Source organism: Rhodoblastus sp. 17X3, assembly GCF_030056575.1.
Taxonomy (GTDB): domain Bacteria; phylum Pseudomonadota; class Alphaproteobacteria; order Rhizobiales; family Beijerinckiaceae; genus Rhodoblastus.
Window position 1 is genome coordinate 1 of the sequence record NZ_JASHHX010000010.1, and the last position, 26,203, is coordinate 26,203.

General features: G+C 61.7%; 24 protein-coding genes and 2 pseudogenes. 17 read left to right on the top strand and 9 right to left on the bottom strand.

The window, feature by feature from the left end; all coding sequences use genetic code 11:
• Positions 1-718: 718 nt before the first annotated feature.
• The 3 genes from QM467_RS10850 to QM467_RS10860 all read left to right on the top strand — a co-directional run bounded on the left by QM467_RS10850 (position 719) and on the right by QM467_RS10860 (position 2,288).
• On the top strand, positions 719-1,561 hold the full coding sequence (locus QM467_RS10850) for a type I restriction-modification enzyme R subunit C-terminal domain-containing protein (RefSeq protein ID WP_283366341.1): 843 nt from the start codon (positions 719-721) through the stop codon (positions 1,559-1,561).
• A 92-nt stretch (positions 1,562-1,653) separates the two neighbouring features.
• Positions 1,654-1,884 carry a hypothetical protein gene (locus tag QM467_RS10855; RefSeq protein ID WP_283366342.1) on the top strand — a complete coding sequence of 77 codons (231 nt, stop codon included), beginning with the start codon at positions 1,654-1,656 and terminating at the stop codon, positions 1,882-1,884.
• Complete coding sequence (locus QM467_RS10860; RefSeq protein WP_283366343.1) at positions 1,881-2,288, top strand: type II toxin-antitoxin system death-on-curing family toxin; 408 nt, start codon at positions 1,881-1,883, stop codon at positions 2,286-2,288. The genes QM467_RS10855 and QM467_RS10860 overlap by 4 nt, the downstream gene beginning before the upstream one ends.
• Before the next feature lie 99 nt (positions 2,289-2,387).
• Here the strand turns inward: QM467_RS10860 and QM467_RS10865 are convergent, their stop codons facing one another.
• The 5 genes from QM467_RS10865 to acsA are packed head-to-tail and all read right to left on the bottom strand — an operon-like array spanning position 2,388 to position 7,593.
• A complete protein-coding gene (locus QM467_RS10865) occupies positions 2,388-2,633 on the bottom strand; it encodes an acyl carrier protein (protein ID WP_283366344.1) in 246 nt (81 codons plus the stop codon).
• The gene (locus tag QM467_RS10870; RefSeq protein WP_283366345.1) at positions 2,630-3,823 is read right to left on the bottom strand and encodes a dihydrolipoamide acetyltransferase family protein; all 1,194 of its coding nucleotides are present in this window, start codon (positions 3,821-3,823) and stop codon (positions 2,630-2,632) included. Before QM467_RS10870 ends, QM467_RS10865 begins: the two co-directional genes overlap by 4 nt.
• Complete coding sequence (locus QM467_RS10875) at positions 3,823-4,851, bottom strand: alpha-ketoacid dehydrogenase subunit beta (protein WP_283366346.1); 1,029 nt, start codon at positions 4,849-4,851, stop codon at positions 3,823-3,825. Before QM467_RS10875 ends, QM467_RS10870 begins: the two co-directional genes overlap by 1 nt.
• Positions 4,835-5,839 carry a pyruvate dehydrogenase (acetyl-transferring) E1 component subunit alpha gene (gene pdhA / locus QM467_RS10880; RefSeq protein ID WP_283366347.1) on the bottom strand — a complete coding sequence of 335 codons (1,005 nt, stop codon included), beginning with the start codon at positions 5,837-5,839 and terminating at the stop codon, positions 4,835-4,837. Before pdhA ends, QM467_RS10875 begins: the two co-directional genes overlap by 17 nt.
• Positions 5,836-7,593: an acetate--CoA ligase gene (gene acsA, locus QM467_RS10885; RefSeq protein WP_283366348.1), complete on the bottom strand. Its 1,758-nt coding sequence runs from the start codon at positions 7,591-7,593 to the stop codon at positions 5,836-5,838. The genes pdhA and acsA overlap by 4 nt, the downstream gene beginning before the upstream one ends.
• Before the next feature lie 482 nt (positions 7,594-8,075).
• Between acsA and ald the strand changes: the two genes are divergently transcribed.
• From ald to QM467_RS10915, 6 genes and pseudogenes are all read left to right on the top strand, one after another.
• The gene (gene ald, locus QM467_RS10890) at positions 8,076-9,200 is read left to right on the top strand and encodes an alanine dehydrogenase (RefSeq protein ID WP_283366349.1); all 1,125 of its coding nucleotides are present in this window, start codon (positions 8,076-8,078) and stop codon (positions 9,198-9,200) included.
• A gap of 108 nt (positions 9,201-9,308) precedes the next feature.
• Entirely contained in the window at positions 9,309-9,599 is a 291-nt protein-coding gene (locus QM467_RS10895) for a hypothetical protein (protein ID WP_283366350.1), read from the top strand.
• A 124-nt stretch (positions 9,600-9,723) separates the two neighbouring features.
• Positions 9,724-9,945, top strand: coding sequence for a hypothetical protein (locus QM467_RS10900; protein WP_283366351.1), 222 nt, complete (start codon positions 9,724-9,726; stop codon positions 9,943-9,945).
• 96 nt (positions 9,946-10,041) lie between these two features.
• Positions 10,042-10,170 (top strand): annotated as a pseudogene (locus QM467_RS10905) (CapA family protein); the annotation flags it as partial.
• A gap of 127 nt (positions 10,171-10,297) precedes the next feature.
• Positions 10,298-10,477: a CapA family protein gene (locus tag QM467_RS10910; RefSeq protein WP_283366461.1), complete on the top strand. Its 180-nt coding sequence runs from the start codon at positions 10,298-10,300 to the stop codon at positions 10,475-10,477.
• A 381-nt stretch (positions 10,478-10,858) separates the two neighbouring features.
• Complete coding sequence (locus tag QM467_RS10915) at positions 10,859-10,996, top strand: hypothetical protein (RefSeq protein ID WP_283366352.1); 138 nt, start codon at positions 10,859-10,861, stop codon at positions 10,994-10,996.
• A 51-nt stretch (positions 10,997-11,047) separates the two neighbouring features.
• Here the strand turns inward: QM467_RS10915 and QM467_RS10920 are convergent, their stop codons facing one another.
• Entirely contained in the window at positions 11,048-11,359 is a 312-nt protein-coding gene (locus tag QM467_RS10920) for a phosphoribosyltransferase family protein (protein WP_283366353.1), read from the bottom strand.
• Between the two features lie 157 nt (positions 11,360-11,516).
• Between QM467_RS10920 and QM467_RS10925 the strand changes: the two genes are divergently transcribed.
• On the top strand, positions 11,517-14,336 hold the full coding sequence (locus QM467_RS10925; protein WP_283366354.1) for an AMP-binding protein: 2,820 nt from the start codon (positions 11,517-11,519) through the stop codon (positions 14,334-14,336).
• A 155-nt stretch (positions 14,337-14,491) separates the two neighbouring features.
• Here QM467_RS10925 and QM467_RS10930 read toward each other — a convergent pair.
• The 3 genes and pseudogenes from QM467_RS10930 to QM467_RS10940 all read right to left on the bottom strand — a co-directional run.
• Positions 14,492-14,803, bottom strand: a pseudogene (locus tag QM467_RS10930) (transposase); the annotation flags it as partial.
• Between the two features lie 205 nt (positions 14,804-15,008).
• On the bottom strand, positions 15,009-16,616 hold the full coding sequence (locus QM467_RS10935) for an SGNH/GDSL hydrolase family protein (RefSeq protein WP_283366355.1): 1,608 nt from the start codon (positions 16,614-16,616) through the stop codon (positions 15,009-15,011).
• Positions 16,617-16,858: 242 nt separating this feature from the next.
• Positions 16,859-19,528, bottom strand: a complete 2,670-nt coding sequence (locus tag QM467_RS10940) for a hypothetical protein (protein WP_283366356.1) — start codon at positions 19,526-19,528, stop codon at positions 16,859-16,861.
• A 525-nt stretch (positions 19,529-20,053) separates the two neighbouring features.
• Between QM467_RS10940 and QM467_RS10945 the strand changes: the two genes are divergently transcribed.
• The 7 genes from QM467_RS10945 (at position 20,054) to dinB (ending at position 26,202) form a co-directional block, all read left to right on the top strand.
• Positions 20,054-20,554, top strand: coding sequence for a hypothetical protein (locus tag QM467_RS10945; protein WP_283366357.1), 501 nt, complete (start codon positions 20,054-20,056; stop codon positions 20,552-20,554).
• An 85-nt stretch (positions 20,555-20,639) separates the two neighbouring features.
• Positions 20,640-21,086 (top strand): hypothetical protein, encoded by a 447-nt coding sequence (locus QM467_RS10950; protein ID WP_283366358.1) that lies wholly within the window; start codon positions 20,640-20,642, stop codon positions 21,084-21,086.
• A 177-nt stretch (positions 21,087-21,263) separates the two neighbouring features.
• Positions 21,264-22,547 (top strand): NAD(P)/FAD-dependent oxidoreductase, encoded by a 1,284-nt coding sequence (locus QM467_RS10955; RefSeq protein ID WP_283366359.1) that lies wholly within the window; start codon positions 21,264-21,266, stop codon positions 22,545-22,547.
• Positions 22,548-22,576: 29 nt separating this feature from the next.
• Positions 22,577-23,446: an alpha/beta fold hydrolase gene (locus tag QM467_RS10960; RefSeq protein ID WP_283366360.1), complete on the top strand. Its 870-nt coding sequence runs from the start codon at positions 22,577-22,579 to the stop codon at positions 23,444-23,446.
• Between the two features lie 631 nt (positions 23,447-24,077).
• The gene (locus QM467_RS10965; protein ID WP_283366361.1) at positions 24,078-24,404 is read left to right on the top strand and encodes a hypothetical protein; all 327 of its coding nucleotides are present in this window, start codon (positions 24,078-24,080) and stop codon (positions 24,402-24,404) included.
• A 278-nt stretch (positions 24,405-24,682) separates the two neighbouring features.
• Positions 24,683-24,898, top strand: coding sequence for an NAD(P)H-dependent oxidoreductase (locus QM467_RS10970; protein ID WP_283366362.1), 216 nt, complete (start codon positions 24,683-24,685; stop codon positions 24,896-24,898).
• Between the two features lie 146 nt (positions 24,899-25,044).
• Complete coding sequence (gene dinB, locus QM467_RS10975) at positions 25,045-26,202, top strand: DNA polymerase IV (protein ID WP_446737763.1); 1,158 nt, start codon at positions 25,045-25,047, stop codon at positions 26,200-26,202.
• Position 26,203: the final 1 nt, after the last annotated feature.

Consider the following 26,203-nt stretch of genomic DNA (forward strand, 5'->3'; position numbering starts at 1 on the left):
AAGGTTGATTGATGTGATGTTATTATCGCCGTTCAGCGCATCAATACTCGCGGCCACATTTGCTGCGGTATCGGAAATGCTGAAACCACCAGGCAAGGCATCGAGGCTTGCTTGATCCGTCAAGAACGTCGCGACAGAAACCGTAGTAGTCATGGCGCCCTCCCGGGAATGCTCTTATGAAGAAGGAGGTCGAGACCTTTTAGGGGGGACCTCTTCATTATCGCGTTTGGAAAGCCCCACACCTCTCGCTGCCCCCCGGGGGGCGCTCGTTGATCGGCGTATATGGTTCCGTCCAGTTCGGGTGACTACTGTCTAGAGAGCCCTGAGGCGGAATACTCGCCTTGTCGACTAGCAGCACTTGGACGCGGGGGACCAAAGCCCACAACTACGAAGTTGATACGCATGTTGGACAGCAGTCAAATAACTTTGCCGTGCGTGAACCCGAAAAGGCGGACTCAGAGTCACATACTTAAGAGCATATCGCAAAAAAAACTGTGGAATAAACTTAAGTTTAAAACACAATATATATATTATATTCGCAAGCATACCTGAATCATACAGTAAAAGTAAAGACTCCTTAAATTACACTACCTAAATATAGCTTAAGCATTGCGCCGCCTATTCGTAAAGATAGATTTCAATACTTCTGCCTTTCGGGGATTACACCGCACACCCCTCCCCGCGGATCATTCATATCCCCGTCTCGCCGCGGGATGAGGTGGATGACCGCGCCGCCATCGTCAAGGCGACCGGCGGCGTCGATCTGCCGGGCCTCGCCGCAAGACTGCTCGACGCCGTAGATCCCGACGCCCTTGCCGCCCGCATCCCGCCCGAGGCGCCGGACAAGGACAGGGACGCCGCGCGCGAGACCCTCAAGGACGAAGCCGCCAGAGCCTTCGACGATCCGGCCCTGCGGCGGCTGCTCAAGGACATCAAGGCCGCCGCCGACATCCGCATCGACACCATTTCGACCGACGCGGTGGTCTCCTCCGGCTGGGATGAGAAAAAGGCGCAGGACGCCGTCGCCAAATTCCAGCGCTTCCTCGATGAGCGCCGTGATGTGCTCGTCGCGCTGCAAATCCTCTATTCCCGGCCTTACGCCGGCCGCCATCCGACCCATGCGGCGGTCGAGGACCTGCGCGACGCCCTCAAGCGCCCGCCGTGGCTGCTGGAGCCGGTCGACCTCTGGCGCGCCTACAAGCGTCTCGCCAGCGACAAGGTGCGCGCCAATACGGCCGGAACCCTGGCTGACATCGGCATGCTGGTGCGCTACGCCCTGCGGCAGTCGGAGACGCTGGAGCCGTTGTCGTCACTGGCCGCCGGCCGCTTCAATCTCTGGCTCTGCCGCGCGGAAAAGGCCGGCCGGGCCTATTCGGACGAGCAAAGGGCCTGGCTCGCCGCCATTCGCGATCATCTCGCCGTCAATGTCGAAATTACGACCCGGGACCTGATAGACGCGCCGGAATTCGCCGCCAAGGGCGGGATTCTCAAGGCCCGCACGCTGTTCGGCGACAGGCTGCCGAACATGCTGGACGATTTGACCGAGGCTTTGGTTGCGTGAACCGCACCAGCCAGCCGGGGCGCGCCGGAGCGCGCCATTTCTTGATGAATCATGATATTTCATGATAGCATGCGCAATCAAAGGATATCGCCATGGCCGCTCAAAACCACGAGAAATTCGCCACGCAGGTTGATTCCGAAATCCTTCGCTCCGTGCGCGAGATCGCCCGCAGCGAAGGCCGCCAGATTCAGACCCTGGTGAACGAAGCTCTGTCCGACCTGATCGAGAAGAGAAGGCAGGCGCATCCGCGCGCCCATGTCATGGCGGCCTATCAGGCCAGCCATGACAAATTTGCGCCGCTGTACAAGAAACTCGCCGAATGACGGACTTCTTGACCGTTCTCGAAGTCCTGGCGATTCATGACGATCAGATTGCGCGTTATGGCGGCGCGCCGGGCCTGCGCGATCCCGGCCTGCTGGAAGCCGCTCTGTTCCGTCCGCAAACCGGCTATTACGCCGATCTGGTCGAGCAGGCCGCGGCGCTCTGGGAGAGCCTGTCGCAAAACCATCCCTTCATCGACGGCAACAAGCGCACCGCCTTCGCCGTCATGTACACCTTTGTCGTCATCAATGGCGCGCGGCTGACGGCGGGCGCGGGCGAGACCGAGGATTTCGTGCTGGACTTGTACCGGTCGGGAAATTTCGCCTTCGCGCCCCTGACATCATGGCTGCGCGACAATCTGGAATTTTCAGAAGCGCCGTTCGAGCAAGGCGACGGGATATTGTGATCGGGATCGATTGGGCCGCGTCATGAGGGATCTTGCGAAAAATCAGGACGCAGCGCGTGCGCCGGAGCCGAGTCTTCGATCGGACAGAGTGAGTCGCGACTACTTCAACTGGTTCGCGAGATAACGTATGGCACCGTCGAGAGTGAAGAGTTCGGGATAATCGAGCTCCGGAATATTGACGCCGACGCGACGGTGAATGGCCGTCATGAGATTGAGAAAATCCATTGAATCGAGATCGAGGGCCTCGCGCAAATCAGCGGCAGGGTCGAGTTTCCGAGAGTCCGATTCAGGCGCAATATTTCCGATTTCCTCCAGAAAGATCGTGCGAATTTCAGTATCGTTCATAAGCTTTCGGGCTCCTGCAGAAGTTTGCCGATCTCCGCGAGAAACAAAGCGCCAGCATGGCCGTCGCTGACGCGGTGATCGGCCGCCAGCGTGACAGTGAGGACGGATCGCGCCTGGACATCCTCCCCGACCAGCCACGGCCTCCGCAAAATCGTCCCGAACCCGACCAATGCGACCTGTGGAGGATAGATGATCCCGAACAAGGCCTCGACGCCTCGCTCGCCGAGGCTCGATACGGTGATAGTCGCATAGGCGATTTCAGAGCTGCGGATCCGCCCGGCCCGCATCCGCTGCACGAGGTCGCGCAATCGGGCCATCAGCTCGTCGAGGGAAAGCCGATCGACGTCGTGAAGCGCAGGGGCCGCCAATCCGCCGCCGCGAATGGCGATCGCGGTCCCGACGTGGATGGCGGCGGAAGGCTCGAACCGTCCCTCCCGCCAGAAGCCGTTGAATTGCGGAAATCGTTTCACGGCGAGCGCGACCGCCTTGATCGCCAAGGCGGCGAACAACAGACGTTCGGCGGGCGGACGGTCGCCATTCGTGCGCGCGAGCCAGGTTTCAATCGCGGTGACGTCGAATTGGTGCTGCAAGTAATAGTGCGGAATTTCCCGTTTGGATCGCGCCATGGCGGCCGCGATCGCCTCGCGCATGACGCCGAGGTCAAGGCCGAGCGGTTTCTTCACTTCGCTCGTGGCGCGGCTTCGCAAGACATCCTCGCGGACGATCGCGCCGTCGGGACCGCTGCCGACGACCGCGGCAAGATCTACGCCGACGGAACGCGCGAGTTCCCGCGCGGCTGGCGACGCAAGCACGCGGCCGCCTTCACGACGGGGAACGCCCGCCGGCGCAGCCGATAGCGACTGCGGCCGGGATAACGCGCCCGGCGGTGCGGCGACAATTTCGGGCGACGCGCGCGGCCTTTCGCCCGCGGCCTCGGCCATAGTGGACGTACGAATGCGCGCCAGCGGCGTTCCCACTGGAACACGCGCTCCCGGCTCTACCAGGATTTCCGCTACCTCGCCGGCTTCGAAAACTTCAACTTCAATGGCGCCCTTCTGCGTTTCGACAACAGCGACAATGTCGCCGCGCTTGACCTTGTCGGCGGGTTTCACCAGCCACTCGACAAGCGTTCCAGCCTCCATGTCGGCGCCGAGCGACGGCATCCGGAAATCGACGACGTCGGCGCTCATTACGACCTGCCGAAAACAGTTTTTACCGCCGCAACGATCTTCGACGTCTGCGGGATCGCCGCCTCTTCGAGATGCCGGGCGTAGGGAATGGGGACTTCCTCGCTGCAGACGCGGCGAACCGGAGCGTCCAGTTCGAAAAAGGCTCCCTCGACGATCCTTGCGCAGATCTCCGCCGCAAGGCTACCCGAGCGCCAGCCTTCATCGACAATCAACGCGCGGCGCGTCTTGCGCACCGACCGCAAGATCGTGTCGTCGTCGAGCGGCCTAAGGCTGCGCAGGTCGATGACTTCGGCGCGAATGTTCTCGCTCTCCAGCGCTGTGGCGGCGGCGAGCGTCTTCCACAAAGATCCGCCATAGGTAATGAGGGTAATATCCTCGCCGGCGCGCCGCACCGCCGCCTTGTCTATGTCAACGGCGCCCGCCGCCGCAGAGAGTTGTCCCGTCATGTTGTACAGCATGACATTTTCGAAAATCAGCACGGGATCGGGATCGAGCAACGCCGTCCAGAGCATGCCGCGCGCGTCTTCAAGCGTCGCGGGCGCCAGAACCTTGATGCCCGGAATATGCGCATACCACCCTTCAAGGCTGTGCGAATGCTGGGCCGCGAGCTGCCGGCCGGCGCCGGTGGCCATGCGGATCACCAGCGGAACGCCGAACTGGTTGCCCGACATGTGGCGGATGGTCGCCGCCGTGTTGAGGATCTGATCGAGGGCGAGCAGGCTGAAATTGACCGTCATCAATTCGACGATCGGCCGCAGGCCCGCCATGGCCGCGCCTATTCCGGCGCCGGTGAAGCCCGATTCCGAAAGCGGCGTATCGCGGATGCGGTCTGGACCGAATTCGGCCAAAAGGCCTTTGCTGACGGCGTAGCAGCCTCCGTAACGGCCGACATCCTCGCCCATCATGAAGACGCGCTCGTCCCGGAGCATGGCCTCGCGGATCGCCTCCCGCACGGCCTCGCGATAGGTCGTCTCGATGAGGCCACCGCCACCAGCCGGGGCCTTGAGAGCGTCAGGTGCCAGGTTCATGCCCCACCTCCGCGCAGACGAAACGCTTCAGATTCTCGACCGGCTCCCATTGTCCCGCCTCGGCAAAGGCGACCGCCTGTTCGATTTCGGCAGCGACCGCGCTCTCGATGCGTGCGATGTCTTCGGGGTGGACAATGTTATTGGATTGCAGCCATTCGCTGAAACGCAAAATCGGCTCCCTATGCCGCCAGGACTCGACTTCGGCCTTGTCGCGATAGAGCTGCGCGTCGAACATGGAATGAGCCCGCAGCCGGTAGGTTCGGCATTCAAGAAAATAGGGCTTTCCTGTTTCGCGCACCGCGCGCACGGCGCGTCGGGCCGCCGCTTCGACGGCGACGACGTCCATCCCATCCAGCGCTTCGGATTGAATGCGATAACAGGTCGACTTGCGCTGAATGTCCGTTTCCGATTCCGTGAGCGCCAGCGCGGTGCCCATCGCATAGAGATTGTTCTCGCAGACGAACAGGATCGGTAGAGACCACAGCGCGGCGAGATTGAGGCTCTCGTGAAATTCGCCCTCGGCGACCGCCCCGTCGCCGAAAAAACAGGCGGTGACATTGCTTTCGCGTCGCATGTGGTCCGCGAGGCCGAGCCCCACCGCGAGCGGCAGGCCGCCGCCTACAATGGCATTGCCGCCGTAAAAATTCCTGGCGCTGTCGAACAGGTGCATCGAGCCGCCGCGTCCCAGGCAACAGCCTTCCTGCTTGCCATACATTTCCGCAAGCGCTGCGCCCATCGGCACCCCACGCACCAATGCGTGGCCGTGCTCGCGATAGGTCGAAACGACGCGGTCGCGCTCCTCCAGCACGGAAATGACGCCGACGGCGATGGCCTCCTCACCGTCGTAAAGATGCAGGAAGCCGCGGATTTTTTCCTGCGTGTAAAGCTCCGCGCATTTATCCTCGAAGCGCCGGATGCGGACCATCTGCCCAAGCAGATCCAACGCATGCGCGCGCGTCAGGTGCGGCTTGTCCTTCGTCTCGGTCATCGTTCCTCGCTTTCTAGCGTCGAAAGATCGCCTTCCGGCAAGCCCAATTCGCGCGCCTTGAGCAGGCGGCGCATGATCTTGCCACTTCGCGTCTTGGGCAGGTTTTGGCGGAACGCGATGTCCTTCGGGGCAACGGCCGGCCCAAGGCGCTGGCGCGCATGGCCCAGCAATTCCTTGCGCAGCGCCTCGCTCGGCTCGAAGCCGTTCCTCAAGGCCACGAAGGCTTTCACGACTTCGCCCATCGTCGGCTCGGGCACGCCGATCACGCCTGCCTCGGCGACCGCCGGATGCTCCATGAGCGCGCTCTCGACCTCGAAGGGACCGATGAGATGGCCCGCGCTCTTGATGACGTCGTCCGCCCGCCCGACGAACCAGTAATAGCCTTCGTCATCCCGCATTGCGAGATCGCCAGTGAGGTACCAGCCGCCGGCAAAGCATTTCCGGTAGCGCTCCTCCTCGTGGAGATAGCCGCGCATCATGGAGGGCCAGCCCGGACGCAAGGCCAGTTCACCCTTGGTCATCGGCGTTTCAATTTCGCGCACGGAACCGTCTCCGTGGCGCTCGACGATTCCGGCCGCGACGCCGGGCAGCGGGCGGCCCATCGATCCCGGCTTGACGTCCATCGAACGGAAATTGGAGATCATGATGCCGCCGGTCTCGGTTTGCCACCAATTGTCGTGGATCGGCTTGCCGAAGGCCTCGACGCCCCAGGCGACGGCCTCGGGGTTGAGAGGCTCGCCGACGCTCGCGATAAGGCGCAGACGCGACAGGTCGAACCGTCGTGCGATCTCGACTCCCGCCTTCATCAACATGCGGATTGCCGTCGGGGCCGTGTACCACACGGTCACCCTCTCCCTCTCGAGGATGCGATACCAGCGCTCCACGTCGAACTCCGCCTGATCGACGATCAGGGAGCATCCATTGGTGAGCGGTGAAATGACGCCATAGGAGACGCCCGTCACCCAGCCGGGGTCCGCCGTACACCAGAAGGTGTCGTCCGGCTTCAGGTCGAGGGCGAGTCGGCCGGTGACATGGTGGGACACGACCGCCTCATGAACATGGACGGCGCCCTTGGGCCGGCCTGTCGTGCCGCTGGTGAAATGCACCAGCGCGATGTCCTCTGGCGCCGTCCAGACCGTTTCGAACATCGCCGGGCTCGACTCCATGGCCGCAGCCAGGTCGATCGTTCCCTCCGGGGGACTGCCGGAACATTCGGTCAGGAAAACATGCTCCAGCGCCGCGAGCTCCTTGCGCCAAGGCTCAACCTTGCGGCGATAGAAGGCCTCGGACGTGACAAGAACGCGTGCCTCTCCAATGGTCATGCGGGCCTTGATCGGCTCCGGCCCGAAGGCGGAAAACAGCGGCGAGAAAACACCTCCGCTTTTGAGCGTCCCCAGTAAAACCGCATAGAGCTCCGGCGCGCGTCCAAGCAGCGTGAAGACATGATCGCCCTTTGATACGCCCCGACTGGCCAAAACATAGGCGAACCGGTTTGCGGCGGCGCCAAGCGCGGCATAGGTCCAGTCCCGGAACTGATCGTCGCGCCCGATCCAGCGCAAGGCGCGGCGCTCGCCGCGGCCGCCGGCGATATGCCGGTCGATGGCCTCATGCGTGATGTTCAGACCGCCGCCCGGAAGCCCATCGAGCAGCGCGTGCGCCTCGGCCCAAGAAAACTTGTGAACGCCTTCCTCGTAGTCAACGAGATTGGCATCCTGGCATTCCCCCGGAGGCTTGCGTATTCGCCGCCCGTGCATCGAGGTCCACCATCATTTTATAAGCCATGATCTGCGCGGAGCGATCAGAAAGCAATGACGTTCGTCAATTTGCGCGCCGCGCTTGGATGCTGCCGCGCGAACCCATCGACCGTTTCGAGTTCATCCGTCGTGGAAAAGGCAAGCCGCGAAAGGTTGGAATGGCGATAAAGCTGGCCGGCGCGAAGCGCCTCGGCCCTGAGCGATCCGTTTCGTCCAAATGCTTTTTTGTGCGAGGCTGAGCGCAATACAGCGCCGAAACGCACCGTGGTCGAAAGACCTTGAAAAAATCATACGGGATCGGCGTTTAATAACAAACCCTCGAAGCTTTCGACGCTACCGCGCCGGCGACTTGGATCCGAGAGCCATGATGACGAGCAACGCTTCCCCGGCGCTCGGCTTTGCTTCATGCTTTGAGGGAACCGGGAACGTCGAACGGCTTGCCGGCGAGCGCGAGCCGATGGTTTGTTTTGGAGAGAAGCGACATGCGGATCGGCGTGCCAAAGGAGACCAAGGACAATGAATATCGCGTGGGGCTCACGCCGTCGTCGGTCTCCGAACTCATCCGGAGCGGGCACGAACTAGTGGTGGAACGAGGCGCGGGACTCGGCGCCGGCTTCACCGACAGCGCCTATGAGGCGGCAGGCGCCGCCATCGTCGATGGGCCGGACGCAATATTTGAAAACGCCGAACTCATTGTCAAGGTCAAGGAGCCTCTCCCTGTCGAGAGGTGGAAACTCAGACCAGATCAAATCCTTTTCACCTATTTGCACCTCGCTCCCGATCCGGAGTTGACCCACGATCTCGTTGGCAGCGGAGCCATTTGCATCGCCTATGAAACCGTGACCTCGCCAAGCGGCGGACTTCCGCTCCTGACGCCGATGTCCGAAGTCGCTGGACGGCTTGCTCCCCAGATCGGCGCGCATTTTCTTGAAAAGCAGACAGGAGGCCGCGGGGTTCTTCTCGCGGGCGTTCCCGGCGTCCCCGCAGCGGAGGTCGTCATTCTGGGAGCGGGCGTGGTTGGAAGCCATGCGGCGGCCATTGCGCTCGGGATGGGAGCCAATGTCGTCGTCGCAGATCGCAACCCGGAAGCGCTTCGCAGGCTGGATTCCAAATTCGGCGGCGCCGTACGGACGGTCTTTTCCACCGAAACGGTGATCCGGGAAATCGTGAAGCGAGCCGATCTTCTGATCGGCGCCGTCCTCCTGGCGGGGGCGCGGACGCCGACCATCGTAAGCATGGACATGGTGCCGACGATGAAGCCGGGCGCCGTGATCGTGGATGTCGCCATCGACCAGGGCGGCTGCTGCGAAAGCTCGCGTCCCACGTCGCACTCGGATCCCGTCTATGTCCGCGAAGGGATCATCCATTATTGCGTAACCAACATGCCGGGCGCGGTCCCCCGCACCTCAACCTTTGCGCTGAACAACGCCACGCTGCCCTTCGTCCAAGCGATCGCGGACAAGGGCTGGCGTCGGGCTCTGCGCGAGGACGAGCATCTGCGCGCCGGGCTCCAGATTTTTCGAGGAAAGGTGACCTCCGCACCGGTCGCGAAGGCGCAGCGGATCGCCCACCTGCCCGTTGAGTCTGCGCTGGGGCCGTTGAGCTGAAAATCCGGCGAGACGAGGTCAGCTCTTCACGGCAATGTCAGCTCACCGCCGAAGGCTTTGACGGGACGTCAATCGTCCCGAACAGTCGGTCTTAGCGCAATTTCAGAATTGGCATGGATCCATCGCATCGCGCGGCGACGCCGGCGGGCCGAGATTAAAGCGCTGGGCCTGCAAACCGCGCGAGGCCGTTGCTCGGATGCCGGCGCTCATCCAGCGGCGCAGAGCGTCGCTACCGTCTGCGACCGTATCCATGAATCCGTAAACCGTGATCCGGGAATTGATGCGGAAAAACCGGCGCACGCGGTTTTCGCGCTTCTGGCGGCGCGCAATCCGCCCAGCGAGATCGAGGATGCGATCGCCGCAACGCCAAAACCGCTTCACGTCCTCTGGCCGTCCTGACCGCCAGCGTTTCGGGGGGGGGGGGGCCGACCATGAAGGTCTTTCTTTGCGGCGACGTGTGACGGGACGGGGTGTCGACCAGATCCCGCCCTATCCGTGCCCGCCTCGCTTGCATGAAGCCTTTATGGACTCCTCCTGGGGTTACGTCATACTCGCCGAGGATGAGCACGGCCCGATCCCTCGGCCCGTGGGTTCCGACTACATCGGGGGGGCGGCGATGGGCGAATGGGATCGCGCGCAGCCCCACGCCTGCAACGTCAATCTCAAAACGAGCATCACCTGCAGTGATGATTATCTGCCGAAAGGCGTCAACTGCCGCACGGGCCCGAGAACGCTGCTTGTCTGAAGCGGGCAGCGATCGATTGCTGCGCTTTCGCAAACAACCACGTGCTCGACTGGGGGCGCGGCCGGGCTCCTCGACACCCTTGGCGCCTTGGGCCGCATGGGCGTCAAGACCCTGGGAGCCGGCCGCAATTTGTCCGAGGCCATGACGCCCGCCGTGCTGGACATCCCAGGCCGTGGCCGTCTGCCCGTCCTTTCAATAGCGGCCGCCACCAGCGGCGTCCCCGAGGACTCGGCCGCGAAGGTCGACGCCCCCGGCGTCAATCTCCTGCCATCGCTGAGCGAGGCCGTCGCCAAGGCGATGGGGCAACAACTCGCCCGGATCTGGCGCCCCGGGCGACCTCGTCGTCGCCTCGATCCATTGCGGACCAAATTGGGGCTACGAAGTCGCAAAGGAAGAAAGACGTTTCGCACATGCGCTGATCGAGCGTGTGGGCGTCTCCATCGTCCACGGCCACTCTTCTCATTATCCCAAACCGATCGAAAGCCTTCAATTACCGGTTCGCCCTCTATGGCTGCGGCAACTTCCTGAATGATTACGAAGGCATCAGCGGCGAAGATGCCTATCGAGGCGACCTTGCGCTGATGTGTTTCGTCGACCTGAACACAAAGAGCGGTGCGCTTCGAGCGTTGGACATGGCTCCGCTTGCGATCCGACGATTGCAGCTGGCGGGGCCGTCCGACGCGGACGTCGATTGGCTTCAGGCGACCCTCGATCGGGCGAGCGCACCCTATGGCGCCCGCGTCGCCCGGGCGCAAAGCGGGCGCCTCGTCGCGTCTTGGCCGGGGAAGGAACGCCAAACAACCGCCATTCACAAGGAGTAGGCCCGTGCGAACCGCACTGCGCGACCACGCGGAAATCGCCCCCCCGAAAGCCGAAGCGCCGCCATTCGTATGACGAGAACCTGGACGAGCCGGTGAAGCTGATCGAGAGCGAGCCCGTGGACGCCGAGACCGAAGCACCCGAGGAAGAAAATATCCCGATCGAGAACGTCGAGAGCGACGAAGACGATGGCCCGCCGGCCTTCGAGGAAGACGATCCCGGAAGCCCTTGAACTGCCGATCAGGCGGCGTCAAACGGAGGGGCGGCGAGACCTAATTTATGCTCAGCGGGCGGAATTCTCTTTTCCCGCCCCGGCTGACGATGGGAAATGCGCCAGCGTCTCGATGACTTCCTCATCGGCGATTTGGCGGAAATCGGAATAGTAAAGGCCGATCGCACCCAGAAAATCGTAATCCTCGAGGCAGACGACCTCGTCCGCATCTTCCTCCATCTCGCTCAGCGTCTCCATGGCAGCGACAGGAACGGCGAGAACGAGTTGCTTCGGCTCGCGCATCCGGATTGCGCGCAGAGCCGCCCTTGTGGTCGCGCCCGTGGCGATCCCATCGTCGATGACGATTGCAACGCGGTTCTTCACGTCGGCGCGCCAGCGATCGCCAAGATAGGGGCGACGACGGCGGGCGATCTCCGCGAGTTCCAGATCGAGGAAATTTGATCAGGATCATCGAGAATTCACATCCATGAGTTAGCTTCAGGGCGTGGAGCCAAGCGCCAACAAAGACGTCCTGCAAGCGGTGCCGGACGATCGCGGATCGTCCGAGAGGGCGCTTATTGCGGTCGTAAGCGAACTCGTCCGCGAACTTCACCCTCAGCGCGCGAAATCCTGCGCCTACGCCTCGTCGAGCCGACTTGAGCAGGATCTCGGCATCGACAGTCTCGGCCGGACGGAGCTGATCTTACGCATCGAACGCGCCTTTCGCCTTCGCCTGCCTGTCAACACCGTAGCTGCAGCCGAGACGATCGGCGATCTTCTTCGCGAGCTCGAGCAGGCCGCGCAAGGAGCGCCGCCCGGCGCGGGCGCGGCGGTTTCTTCTGCGCCTCCCGCCCTGCCGCAAGTTTCCGCCGCGCAGGACGCGAAAACATTGGTCGACGTCCTCGACTGGCATGTGGCGCAGCATCCGGATAGACCGCACCTGACCTTGTTACAGGACGACGTCACCGTGCTCGCCGCCTTGACCTATGGCGAGTTGGCCGCCTCGGCAAAGCGCTTAGCCTTTGGTCTGATCGAACGGGACATCGGCGTCGGCGACCGCGTCGGCATCATGCTGCCGACCAGCATCGAGTTCTTCAGCGTTTTCTTCGGCATTCTCTATGCCGGGGCGGTTCCCGTCCCGATTTATCCGCCGATGCGGCTTTCGCAGATCGAAGATCACTTGTGCCGACAGGCCGCCATTTTGCGCAACGCCGGTGCCTGTATTCTGGTGACCGTTCCTGAGGCGCAGAATCTGGGCGTCTTTTTGCAATCGCTGGTCGATGGCCTCACGTCGATCGAAAGCTTTGCCAGCCTGACCGCCGATGCAGCCGAAGCCTCGCCACCGTCGCTCCGCGACGACGCGTCGACGGCTTTGCTTCAGTACACCTCAGGGAGCACGGGAGATCCCAAGGGCGTCGTGCTCAGCCACGCCAACCTCCTCGCCAACATTCGCGCGCTGGGACTCGCCATGGAGGCGAGCTCAGCCGATATTTTCGTGAGCTGGCTACCGCTTTACCACGATATGGGATTGATCGGCGCCTGGCTCGGCTGTCTCTATTTTGCGGCCCCGCTTTATGTCATGTCGCCCATGAGCTTCCTCGCGCGGCCGCAATGCTGGCTGTGGGCGATTCACCGCTTTCGCGCCACCTTGTCGGCTTCGCCCAATTTCGGCTTTGAACTCTGTCTCGACAAGATCGAAGAATCCGATCTGCGCGGACTCGATCTCGGCTCGCTACGCATGGTCGCGAACGGCGCCGAACCTGTCAGCGCCGCGACGGTGCGACGCTTCATCGACACGTTTTCTCATTACGGATTTCGGCCTGGCGCCATGGCACCCGTCTATGGGCTTGCCGAAAATGCCGTAGGCCTCGCTTTCCCGCCTCCCGGGCGAACGCCGATCATCGATCGCGTGGATCGCGAATCGCTCGGCCGGCGCGGAATCGCCGAGCCGGCGCTACCGGACGATCCCCATCCCCTGGAGATCGTCGCCTGCGGCCGCCCCCTGCCCGGTCATGAAATTCGCGTCGTCGACGACCTCGGTCTCGAACTCGCCGATAGATGCGAGGGTCGCATCGAGTTCTGCGGTCCATCCGCGACTTCGGGCTATTTTCGCAATGAGGCGAAGACGCGCGATCTCATACGCGGCGACTGGCTCGACACCGGCGACCACGGTTACATGGCCAACGGCGACATTTACGTCACCGGCCGCATCAAGGACATCATCATCCGCGCCGGCCGCCATATCTTCCCGCAGGAAATCGAGGAAGCCATCGCCGGGATCGCAGGAATCCGCAAGGGCTGCGTTGCAGCGTTCGGCGTCGCCGATCCCGCATCGGGCACGGAACGGGTCGTCGTTCTGGCCGAGACGCGCGAAACGGATTCCTCAGCGCGCGCGGCCCTCGAGGCTCGCGCGCAGCAAGTCGTCGCCACCATCGCGGGCGCGCCGGCCGATGAGATCGTTCTCGCTCCAACGCATACGACGCCGAAGACGTCGAGCGGCAAAATCCGACGCATCGCCGCCAAGGAGTTCTATCTGGCAGGGCGCATCGGCGCTCACCCGCGCGCTGTATGGCTTCAGATCCTGCGCCTTTCATTCGCAGGCGCATGGCCATCGATGCGAAGATCCGCCAGGATGCTCCGGGAATTCCTCTATGCGGCCTGGTGGTGGGTCGTCATTGCGGTCTGCTATGTACTCGCCTGGTTCGCCGTCATGGCGCTGCCTCGCCTCGCATGGCGATGGAGCGCGGTGCGCGCCATCGCGCGCAGCGCTCTACGGGCGCTTGCGACGCCTGTCTCCGTCATCGGCGTCGAGCGCATTCCGAAAAACAATGCGATGCTCGTCTTCAACCATTCGAGCTATACGGATGTGGTCCTTCTCGCGGCCGTACTGCCTGCGGAGCCGGCCTTCGTCGCCAAGAAAGAGCTGGCCGCGCAGCTCTTCGCAGGCCCGTTCACGCGCCGGCTGGGCACCCTCTTCGTTGAACGGCACAATATAGGCGAGAGCTTGGCCGACGCAAAGGCCGTGACCGTCGCAGCGCGACAAGGCCACAACGTCGTCTTCTTTCCGGAAGGGGGGTTTACCCGCAGAGCAGCGCTTTCCGAGTTCCATCTAGGCGCCTTCAAGGTTGCGGCGGAGGCCGGCATGCCGATCCTACCGGGAGTTTTGCGCGGAACGCGGTCCATGCTGCGCGGCGAGCACTGGTTTCCGCGACGGTCGTCGCTCAGCGTCGAAATTGGGGAGCCGATCCAACCGGCGGGCGCCGATTTCGCCGCCGTGGTCGCATTGCGCGACAGAGTGCGGCAAGTGATTCTGGCGAAATGCGGAGAGCCCAACCTCGGCGAACTCGAGAGAACTTCCTGACCGCTGAAACGTCGCGTCCGGATCAACCCTTGATGTAGATCACTGTCCTGAGACGCGCCACACGCCGCGCAAGGCCGGCCTGCTCCGCCGCCGCCAGGAAGAAGTTGGCGGCGAAGGGGAGCGGAGTCGCGAAGCAAGAAATGGCGTCATGAAGGTCATGATGTGTCGATCCTGATCCGACAGGGCGACGCCGGGCGCGTGGGGCGCACGCCTTCGAAGATCTCGATGATGATCATCCGGCCGCCGCAACAGGGGTATTTATGCGCGCCGTCAACAGGATCGGCGCCGCCATCCGGCTTGGGCCGTTGCTTCGGCGAGGCCTCGGCGACCGGCAGCAACGCACGGACGCGCTCGATGTTGCAGGCGCGCACCGCGCTGGCGAACAGGCCGTAATGGCGGATGCGGTGGAACCCGGTTGGCAGCACGTGCATGAGGAACCGGCGGATAAACTCGGCGGCGTCGAGCGTTGACGTGCCCCCGAAAATTCGACCAGTCATGACTGGAATTTTCGGGGGCACGTCATCAACTGTCAGAGCGAACTCCGAACCGGATAAAAGTTGGGGGCAACGTCACCGACCTTAAAAACGTTTTCCATGCGATTGAATCGGGAGTGGTTTCCGACTCAAACACGATTTGCGGACGCTGCGGTGACCGGGCCCCCGTGGAGCCGCGTCACACCGTCAGCAGTCCCCAGCGTCCAGCTTCCGACAACATGTTGGACAGGCCGGAACTGACGTGCGAACCGGCGCCGTCGGCAAGGAGGATGTTTGATGTAATCAGATAGGGCGTGTTGGGATCGGTGGACGCCGAACTGACTTGTAATTCGAGCCGATCGATCCCGGAGACGGTTAGGCCGTCGACTTGGAAACTCCCGGGGTGATTGGTCTTGGCGGCCTGATCAAATGCGCTTTCGATTTTTAGGAACTCGGCGATGAAGCCTTTTTCGTCGACCGGATTTTGGTCGTTGATGACGATCCTGAGCGTGTCGTCTCCAATTCCGCCACTAATATGCTGCTGGCCGAACGAAAAGGTTCCATCCGCGTTCACCAGACCATCGCCTTCTTTCAGGATAAACAGATCGCTGCCGGCGCCCCCGCGCAAACTGTTCGTACCGCCGCGGTTGACGATCAACGCGTCATCGCCGATTCCCGCGGTCAAGGCATTGACGCCCAGCGAATTGGTGGCGATCACGTCAGTGCCCAGGCCGCCATGCAAAGCGGCGTTTCCCGAACCGGCGGCGATCAAATCGTTGCCGACGCCGCCCCAGACGGTCACATTTCCCGAACCGGCGATGATGGTGTCATCGCCTACTCCGCCATAAATTGTATCATTGCCATTCAGCGTCGTGTTGCCGGGATCAAGCGCCTTGGCGAATATAAACGTCGAACCGCTTTGGGCATGGACGACTCTCTGCGTCCCATCGAGAAAATCGACGTGATCCGAGGCAATCACGGCGTCAGCGAAAGCCGCAATAATCCCGTGCGCCACATAGGTCGGGTGCAAGGCGTCAAAGAACGCGATTTCGTTCGAAGCAAATTGTTGCGAACCGGAGGCCAGTTGGCCGGACCATGTTGTCGTGATCGGCGCGGTGAAGCCGAAACTGGTGGGGTCGGCCGCCAGCGCATCGCTGAGGGCAAAAAGGTCGACCAGCTTGACGTTCGGCGAGGCGGCGGCGATCTGCGCCAGCGCAGTATTGTTCGCAACGTCGATCGCGTGAACGAGCGCCTGGAACGCCGGGCTGTTCGCCATTACGCCGGCAGGCGTAATGGCGATATCGGGTAATGCGAATAGCAGGATTTTCTTGGCGCCAGCCTGCGTAAGTTCTGCCACCGCCTGCCCGACAGCGCCAACGACATCCGACACCATCGCCTGAACAGCGGCCGGGGTTTGAGGCGGGTTCGTTTCCAAATAGCCGAGATAGTCATCACTTCCAATATTGATCATTACGGTTGCGTTGCTTGGAATTTGTCCGCCGGAAAGCGATGATAAATAGCTCTTGATCTGGTTCGAAAGATCGATTGGCAGTCGCGCCCCCGTCACAGGGTTGGCGATCACAGGTGGGGAGTTGTCGCTGGCCTGCCCGCCGTAATAGGCGAAATCATTAAGGCTCAAACCAAGAAGCGGCGCGAGCTGTTCGGCGTAGGTTGGCCCATTCGAGCCGCGCCCTTGCCATGCTGGCGGCGGAGGATAGCCGCCGTTGGTCAGCGAAAATAGATTTCCATTGTCGGAAAGACTGTCGCCGAAAACCACGAGCGACCCGGATTTGGTCTGGATTGACATGGGTGTCCTCCCTGACGAACTCGTCCCATTTATCGACAAGAGCTGCGGAAAAATCCGTCTTAGGATTATCTGAGCCATTTGCGAGCGTCGGCTCGAGGCTGAGATCCAGACTACTGCTCGCTCACTTACCGATAGCCAACGGATTCGCGGTCGCTAAATTTTCAGCGCAGGAGTCCGCTGTGGAGATCGCTGGTGGAAACGGGAGTTTCGGAAATAAAAAACGAGTTTCTCGTGGCCTGGACTTATCTTGTGGCCTGGGTCTCAGTCGCCTTAAGAAACTTTTCGCGCAAATATTTCCGCCGGGGGGCGGCCCACGGCAAATCCTCGTCGTCGGCGAGAAAATCGCCAGCGTAAAGCGCAAGCGTTCCGGCAACGTCCGCGTGCGTCGCGCCCCGCGCGGAAAGGCCCGCTTCGAAGGCCCATGTGTCGAGCCAGCATCGCGCGGGATCGAACCCGACGCGCCCACCTTTCACGACGATAGTATGGTTGTCGCCAATCAACTTGCGCAGCCGATGGACGGCAACGTCGAAGGACTGGCGAGCACAGTCGCCGTCCTCGTCCGGCCAAACCGCATCAATGATTTTTTCCTGCGTAATGTCCTTCCCGCCGAAAGCAGCGATCGCTTTGAGCACATTGAACAGCCGACGTGGCGTCTTTCGCGACACCGGTAAGGGATTTCCATCTTTGAACAACTGCAAACCGCCGAACGTGACGATCTTAAGCGGCCAGGGCCACTCTGGTCCGCAGTCCTCCGGCGGCTGCAGGTCCATCACGCTGATCAGCCTTCGCACCAGCTCAGGCGAAAAGCCGTGCTTAAGCGCTCGGGCGAAAATCCGCGCGGCGATGGGGCGATGAAGGTGGATAATCCTCTCGTCCTTACTTTCGCCGAAAGCCAGCCCCGCGCGGAGGATTTCGAGTCCCTGCGCTTCGTGGCCGGTAAGTTGCAAAATTTCAGCGTGAAGCAATTCGCGGCGGTATCGCATGCTGTCGATTGCGGCATTGTCGCCGGCGATCTTCATCGCGTCCAGCTCACGCTCGGCGTCTCGCAGTTCGCCCGCGGCGGTCAGCGCCTGCGCGAGAACGAAGCGAGCGAGCGCCTCGTTATACAAATAATTGTCGCCGGCCGCTATCTCGACCGCCCGCCGCGCCGCGGCGACGGCGGCCCCCAAATGACCGCTGGCAAGTTCGATCCGGGCCACGCAACAAAAATAAGTCGAGGGGCGACGCTGATAGAAGCGATCCATATATTCGCCACAGCGTTGAAGCCAGATCCGCGCCGAATCAACATCGCCCCGGATGATGCAGTCGGAAATGGCAAATGAGCAGTGACTGTGCGAATAGGCGTAGACCCCAGCGCGATCATTGTCAGCAAGGGCGCGGGTTGCGGTCTCGACGCAGGAGCCGGGTGTCTGGCTCCAAATCTGGGCAAAACCGGTGGCGAAAGAAACCATGGCGCGCTCGTATGGCGCTTCGCCCAGCGATTCCGGCGTCGGCAAGCGTGCAATTTGTTCGCGAACGCGGGCATGCTCGCCGTCGATCAACGCAAGGGCGATGTCGACGAAACGGAAATAGGCCAATAATTTGGGCTTGCCGGAGCGTTCCGCCGCGTCGAAGGCGGTCTGCCTCCAGCGCGCGATTTCAACGCGATCGGCAGTGCGCCGGGCGAGAGCCCCAAACATGACGGTCGCGACATAGGCTTCGACTTCCGCAGAAGGGTATTGCCGATAGCGCTTTTTCAAATCGTGCAAGATGGAAATCAGCTCGTCCAATTGGGTCTGATCGGCGATTTCGTCATGCAGAATCGACATGCCGAGGCGTGACCAGGCAAGGAAAGCGCCGGCGGCATCACCCGCTTCCATGAAAATAGGTAAGGATTGGCGAAACAGGGGACGCCCTTCCCTTGGCGCAAACGGCTGCCGTGCAACGCCCGACCAATAAAGTAGCCATGGGCTGGCCTCGATGCGGCCGGCCGGCATATTGTCAATCCAGGACGCCAGCACCATTTGGCGGCCGGTCGCTTCCAATTCATCAGCCCGGGACAAGATCAACCGGGTCATTTCCTCCCAAGCCGAAGCATCGCGCAATAGGGCAGCGGCGGCTTCCAGTTGGCCGGAGCCTTCGAGCGCTTGCGCTGCCGCGAGATTCAGGCGGCGCCGTTCTACGCTGTCGAACGCCTTTCGCGCGTTGTCGGCGAGGAAGCTTTGGAAAAGGGGATGGAATCGGTAGTTTGGATGAGCTTGGGCGTCGCGCGTAGTAAAATAGCCGCGCCGAGCAAGTCTTTCCAGCAGTTCTCCAGCGTCCGGGTCATCAGCAAGCGCAGCGGCCGCCTCAGCGGTCATGCTCGGCATGGTTGCCAAGCGCATGAGCGTCCGTCGTTCCTTTTCGTCCAACAGGCCAAGCACTTCGCCGGCGAAATAGTCGAACAGAAGCTCCGGCGGCTTGTCGACGCCGTTTGCCCGAATGGCGACGCCACCGCGCGCCGCTTCCAACATCAGGATCAGCCCGGCGATCCAGCCCTGCGCCAGATTCAGCGCCTGTTCGAACTGGCCGGCGTCGAAGCTCGCGCCGTCGCGCGCTCGGGCGATCGCCGCAGCCTCCTCGGCGCGCAGGACCAAATTTTCGGGCGCAATAACCTCCATTAGGCCGTTCACCCTAAGTCGCGCAAATTCTTTCGGCGGCGGAAAACGGCTGAGGACAATGAGACGGGCCCCTCTTGGGATTTCCTGCAGGCCGCTCGCGAGAAGCTCATGAACCGGCGAGGATGGGCCCAGCTCATGGTAATCGTCAAAAACCACGATCGGCGGCTTAGCCCCCTCGAATAATTTTCGGAAAAAATTGCGGCTGAAGGCAGCCGTTCCGAACTGATATTCCGGCGTCAGCAGGGGCAGTCGCCGTGCGTCTGCGCCGCGCACGCGCATATCCGCCATGCCGAGATAATAGAAAAAAGTCGAAGGGTCAGAATCCTCGGCGTCGAGCCTTTGCCAGACCGCTTCGGCCGGCCTTGCGGCGAGCCAATCAGCGATCAATGTGGTCTTGCCGGCGCCCGGCGGGCCTTGCAGCCAGACGATCGGGCTCGTCATCGCGGCGTCGATCAACGCGAACAGGCGCGCGTTCGGCGACACTGCGGCCAGACTCGGCGGCGTGATCTTGCCCAGACTCCAGGCGACGGTCGCTGCCGGAGGCTGCTTCCGTCGTCCTTCCGCAATATTGGCGACTTCTGCGCTCAAGCGGCGGTCCCGACCGTTCGGTCTATTGTCGAGACGATCGTAACCCAGGCCGGTCTGGCGCAAAAGACCGTTTCGGGGCGCGTTCATCTACGCCGTTTGGGCGGTTTGGCGAAAAACCCGGCTCTGCGCAATCGGTTGCCTATCGGTAAGCGCCTCGGCGCCATTCTCCTTCCAATGCAGGAATGGTCCTGCATCATTCGGGAGGCAAAAATGCGCAATTGGATTTACTTGGCGGCCGGCGCCGCAGTTCTGCCTCTTTGCCTTGCAGGCGCGGCGAAGGCCGCTGGCGGTTCCGACTATGGTGGCAAATTGTCACTGACGATCGTCCATCAGGAAGCGAAGCCGCTCGACGACAAGGGGCATGTCGTGATGGCGACGACCTACAAAGGAAAGAATGTCAGCACCGGCCGGCAGTCATGGCAAGACGGTGCGGAGGTTGTCATGGTCGACTATGCCGACCTCGTCCAGGGCAATGGCGCCTCGCGCGGCTTCGGCGTCGACATGAAAGACGGCGTGGCGAAGCCCTGGAGTTACGTCAATAAGGTCAAAACCGTTATGGTCAACGGACTCCCGCGCACCACGACCGAGGGCGAGGTCACGAAACTCATACCGGCGCCGATGAGGGGCATCCGTTCGCATTGCGTCTTTACCTCGCAAACCACGTTGGAGTGCGAGTGGTCGGCCCAGGCGATCAAGGCCGCGGCGCGTTGATCGCCTGTCGAACTTGCCGGATGGCGCTCTGCATATAGCGCAGCACTCGCCGAAGCGTCCCCACGCGAACTGGATGGAGGTTCCCATGCCAAAACGTCATCTCAGTCTTTTCTTCGCGGCGTCCAGCCTGGTTTTCGGGCTCACCATCGCGGCGCCTGCCTTGCAGGCCAACCGACCCCACGGTTTCGGCCCGAATATCGTCAGCGACCGGACACTAAACAAAAATATCGGTGTTCTTTCCGAGCAGATCGCCTGGCTCAACACGCCCGAAAGCGACGCTTATCAATTGGCTCAAGCCAAGAAGAGCAACCCCGATTTCGGGGAACTGGCGCAAGCGTCGACTGGCAGCGCGGCACAGGGCTATTTCCCGGGCGTCTCTGACGATGCCACCCTCAATGGGGGCGTGAGCGTCATCTCACGCTTGGTCGCCTGGCAGAATTCCTTGCAAGGCGACGCCTTTATGATCGCGCAGGCGGAGCCGTCGATCACCGGGGAAGATTTCCGGCGCGTTGCTCTGGCTTCGCTTCGCTAGAACGGCGATCGAAATGGCAGCGTGGTCACAATCGACCGCCGCCGGTGGACGACAATGGAGCCGGCGGCCCATCAAAAACTTGTGAAAATACGACGGCTCGAGCTCTGTTAAGCTGAGTCCATTTTCCTCGTTCCGAAACTTTTCGGCTGGGACGTTTGTAACGTCATGGAGAGGGCGATGACCGATCAATTTTCTTATGATGTAGCCATTGTCGGCGCCTCGATCGCGGGGAGTGCGGCGGCGATCCTGTTTGCCCGCAAGGGGGCAAAAGTGGCGCTGATCGAGCGCGACGCCGATCCCGCCGCTTATAAGAAGGTATGCACCCACTACATCCAAGCCAGCGCCACGCCAACTCTCGAGCGACTTGGCCTCGCCGAAAAGATTGAAGCGGCGGGCGGCGTCCGGAACGAATTGGATTTTTATACGCGTTGGGGACGTATTCGCGCTCCCAGCCAGCAAACCATCAAGCGCCCGGCCTTTGGTTACAACATCCGACGCGAGAAACTCGACCCGATGCTGCGCCAAATGGCGGCCGAGACGCCGGGAGTCGATTTCATCTCCGGCTTTTCCGCGCACGAATTGCTTCTGGTCAAAAATCGCATCTGCGGCGTCATCATTCACGGTTGTGGCGGCGTGACGCGCCGGATAGAGGCGCGACTGACCGTCGGCGCCGACGGGCGCAATTCGCGGGTGGCGGAGTTGGCGGGCTTCTTCGCCAAAGAGAAGCCCCAGGGGCGCATCGGCTATTTCGCCCATTACCGCGATATTCCCCTGAAAAGCGGCAATCGCTCCCAGATGTGGTTCCTGGAGCCGGACATCGCCTATACCTTTCCCAATGACGACGGCGTAACGCTGGTCGCCGCCCAGCCGACGCGCGCCAAGCTCGAGCAGTGGAAAAGAGATCCGGAAGCGGCAATGAAAGGGCTTTTCGCTCAATTGCCCGATGGGCCCAACCTGGAAAGGGCCACGCGACTTACGCCGTTTTTCGGCACGATCGAATATCCCAACTTGATCCGCAAAACCTCGCGGCCTGGCTTGGCGCTGATAGGCGATGCGGCCATGAGCATCGATCCCCTATGGGGCGTCGGCTGCGGATGGGCCTTTCAATCGGCGGAATGGCTGGCGGATATCGCCGGCGCCTCCTGTCAGGCCGTCGATGAGGCGCGTCTTGATCGAGACCTCTCGACTTACGCACGGACGCATCGATCAAAGCTCGCCGCCCACGAATTTCTGATCTGCGATTATTCGACGGGCCGTGATTATAATTTTGTCGAGCGACTGATGTATTCCGCTGCGGCGCGCGATTCCGTTTGTGCCGATCAACTTCTGGCTTTCGGCGCGCGTTGCATAACCGTCGGCCAATTCCTCAGTCCCAAGGCTTTGGCGCGTGCGGCGTGGGTCAATATTCGTCACGCCGTTGGTTCAACGGGACCGAACACAATGCCGTCGCCGGCGGAATAGCCGGCTTCTCAAATTGTTCGGAGCAAACCATGTTGCGGTTGTCCCAAGTCATGGTCGCAAATGTGCGCACGTCCGTTTGCGAGAGCGGGCCAGCGGAGAATTCGGAAGCGGTGGTCTTCGTTCACGGCAATCCGGGCTTTTCCGCGGACTGGCAGGATCTGATGAAGCGCATTGCGCCTTTCTGCCGCTGTGTCGCGCCGGACATGCCGGGTTTCGGCCGTTCTGCGCGGCCCGCCGATTTCGATTACACCGTCGCGGGCTACGCCAACCATCTCAATGCCGTGCTGAAAAAACTCGGCGTCGCCAGGGCGCATCTAGTGCTGCATGATTTCGGCGGACCATGGGGCCTCGCCTGGGCGCTGGCCAATTCGCGGTCTTTGGCGAGCCTGACGCTGATCAATATCGGCCTGCTGCCGGATTATCACTGGCACTATCTGGCCAAAATCTGGCGTACGCCAGTCGTAGGCGAGATCTTCATGGCCACAACGACGCGTTTCGGCTTCCACATGTTGCTGAAGCACGGCAATCCGCGCGGCCTGCCGAAAGAATTCATCGACGGCATGTACGATCATTTTGACGCCGGAACGAGAAAAGCAGTGTTGAGACTCTATCGCGCCACCGACAAGCCGGGAGAAATGGCAGTAAAATTCGGCGACGCCTTCCGCTCTTGGACTTGTCCCGTGCTCGTTGTCTGGGGGCGGCGCGATCCTTATCTTCCCGTTCGCTATGCGGAACGCCAGCGCGAATTCTTCCGGCAAGCCCAAGTTCACGTTCTCGACGACAGCGGCCATTGGCCGCACGCCGACGATCCGGATCGGGTTGCGCAACTCGTCGTCCCATTCCTACAACACGCAACCTCCGGACGGGCAGCGAGCATGGGACGATCTGAAGTGGTGTGACAATGCCGTATCATGTTGTGGGATTTGCAACTTGGCGCACTTAAAAACATCGATAATTAAACCGGTTGGGATCCAGCGATCGACCTACTTTCTTGGGAGCGCGGTGAGGTCCTCGGCACCCTTGGTTCCAGTGCGGGTGATGGAAACCTTGCCGGCGGCTTTCTGGTGATTGGTCGCACGGCTGCTGCCTCTGTCGCAGGCCCCATTGGCGAGCGGATTCGGCCAAATCGGGGAAGCTGCACCGATGGCCAAGCCTCATGGCCAGCGTCGCCGGACCTCGCCGGTTCGCGGATTACGGGTTCAAATCTTGAACCCGTGAACCGCGCCGATGAAAAACGTCACTTCGAAATGCACCTTTACGTCGCAGACGACGCTAGAGTGCGAATGGCGCGCCGACGCCATCAAGAGCGCCGCCAGGTGACTCGATTTGAGTCTCATTACCAAAGTCGGATCGCCCGCGGCTGGCGGTGCGTCACCGCCTGAACTGGCAGGAATGCCAAGATGCGTTCAACGGGGACGACTGGCCTCGACGAAGGCCGAGGCCATCTTTCATCCAACAGCGCCATTGCCAAGGTCGCCGGTCGCCAAGCCGTCGGTAATTGGAGGCGCCGATACCGTGAGAGTTGGTGTGATGAACGATATTGCTGAGAGCCCGCGCAATGGATGCAAGCTGACCACAAACCGGACCATGCTCGAAAGAGCGACGACGACGATCTTGGATCTGCTCGACCCTGTCGTGGAGCCGCGGAGCATGACCGACGCAATCACTCTGTTGAGCGACATCGACCGGGCGGTTGCGACCGTGCGCCTATGGCCCGAGTTTTCCGGCTTGACCGTCGAGGACCTTTTGTCAGTCGAGGACGAAGTCCTGAGACGAATTCATCAGCGAGCTCCGCTATTTCGATGCTCGCGAATTTCCTGGACCTCGGTCGCTGACGATGACTTCGGATCCCCTTGACTTGAGACCCAAACTTTGACCCATTGTCGGAAATCAGGCTAAAAAATCGCTGTAAAATCAACAGTTACGAGGCAAATTCGGAGAATCCCTCCCTCTCCGCCAACTATTTTCATAACTAATTGAAAATTTGTCGTTTTATCGGCTGATTGATTTTCAGCCCCGCTGTCGGCCCGACTTTTGGCGCGAGATCGGGTGCGATGGCATGGGGGAGCGACACTTCGTCTGTGGGCCGTCGTTTTTCGTCCCGCCCAGCCCCTTCAGTCCATTCCCCTCGGCACATGAAAAGAAGATTCGGCTGTTGTCGCAGGCGCCTTTGGCTCGCGCCACTGGATCCGCGCCCGCGGGATTTCGTCGAGCCCTACCTGCGTCAAATCCTCGGCTTCATCGGCGTCACGGATGTGCAGACCGTTCGCGTCGAGGGGATGAACATCCCTGAACTGGCGATCGGCGCCGCGCCGAAGGCGAACAAGGCCGTCGCGGAGCTTGCTTTGTAAGGACCGCGCTCAACCGGACAGCGCGGCCTGGGCGGCTTCGCGCCACTTTGCAAACCTTGGCCGCCGAGCTATGTTCAGTCTATGTTCTGGATAGGCAATCTATCTCCGAGCGGCCAGTGGCGTCTCGTTCTGACCGGACCGCCTTCATGAGCGCGACCCATTCGGAGAATTACGAAATCGCGCGGGAGCAGGCCGTCGAACCGGCGGCCGCCCCCGAGCGGGTGCGCAAAATCATCCATATCGACATGGACGCCTTTTTCGCCTCGGTCGAGCAGCGCGACGACCCGGCCTTGCGCGGCAGGCCCGTGGCGGTCGGCTTTGGCCGCGAACGCGGCGTGGTGGCGGCCGCCAGCTATGAGGCGCGCCAGTTTGGCGTTCGTTCCGCCATGCCCTCCGTGACCGCCTTGCGCAAATGCCCGGATCTCATTTTCACGCCGCCGCGCTTCGAGATCTATAAATCGGTCTCGATGCAGATCCGCGCCATTTTCGCCCGCTTCACGCCCTTGATCGAACCGCTGTCGCTCGACGAAGCCTATCTTGATGTCTCGGACCATTTGCCAGCAGGCGCGACAGCCACCGGAACCGCCGAGGCGATAAGAGCGCAAATCCGCGCCGAAACCGGGCTCACCGCCTCAGCCGGCGTGTCCTACAACAAATTCCTCGCCAAGCTGGCGTCCGATCAAAACAAGCCCGACGGCCTGTTTGTGATCACGCCGAAACAAGGGCCAGCCTTTGTGGAGCGTTTGCCGGTCGCCAAATTCCACGGCGTCGGCCCGGCGACCGCCAGGAAAATGCGGAGCCTCGGCATAGAGAACGGCGGCGATCTGAAAGTCTGCGCGCAGGATTTCCTGCAGCAGCATTTCGGCAAGGCGGCCCGCTATTATTTCGACATCGCCCGCGGCGTCGACGACCGTCCGGTGCGCCCCGATCGGCAACGCAAGTCGATCGGCGCCGAAACGACCTTCCTGCAAGATCTCCATTCCTTTGGCGACGCTGCGGCGGCCATGCCTGCGATCATCGACAAGGTCTGGCGACACTGCGAAAAGACGCGGCTGCGCGGGCGCACCGTCACCCTGAAAGTGAAATTTGCCGACTTTCGGCAGATCACCCGCAGCCAGACCCTTGCGGCGCCCATCGTCGCCCGCGACGACTTCGAGCGGCGCGCGCTGGCGCTGCTCGCCGCAATCTTTCCGTCGCCCAGGGGCGTCCGGCTGCTCGGCCTCACCCTGTCGGGCTTCGACGCGCCTTCGGGGCAAGGCGACGAGCAGCTGAGCCTGGCGCTGCATGAACCGCGAGATCCTTGAA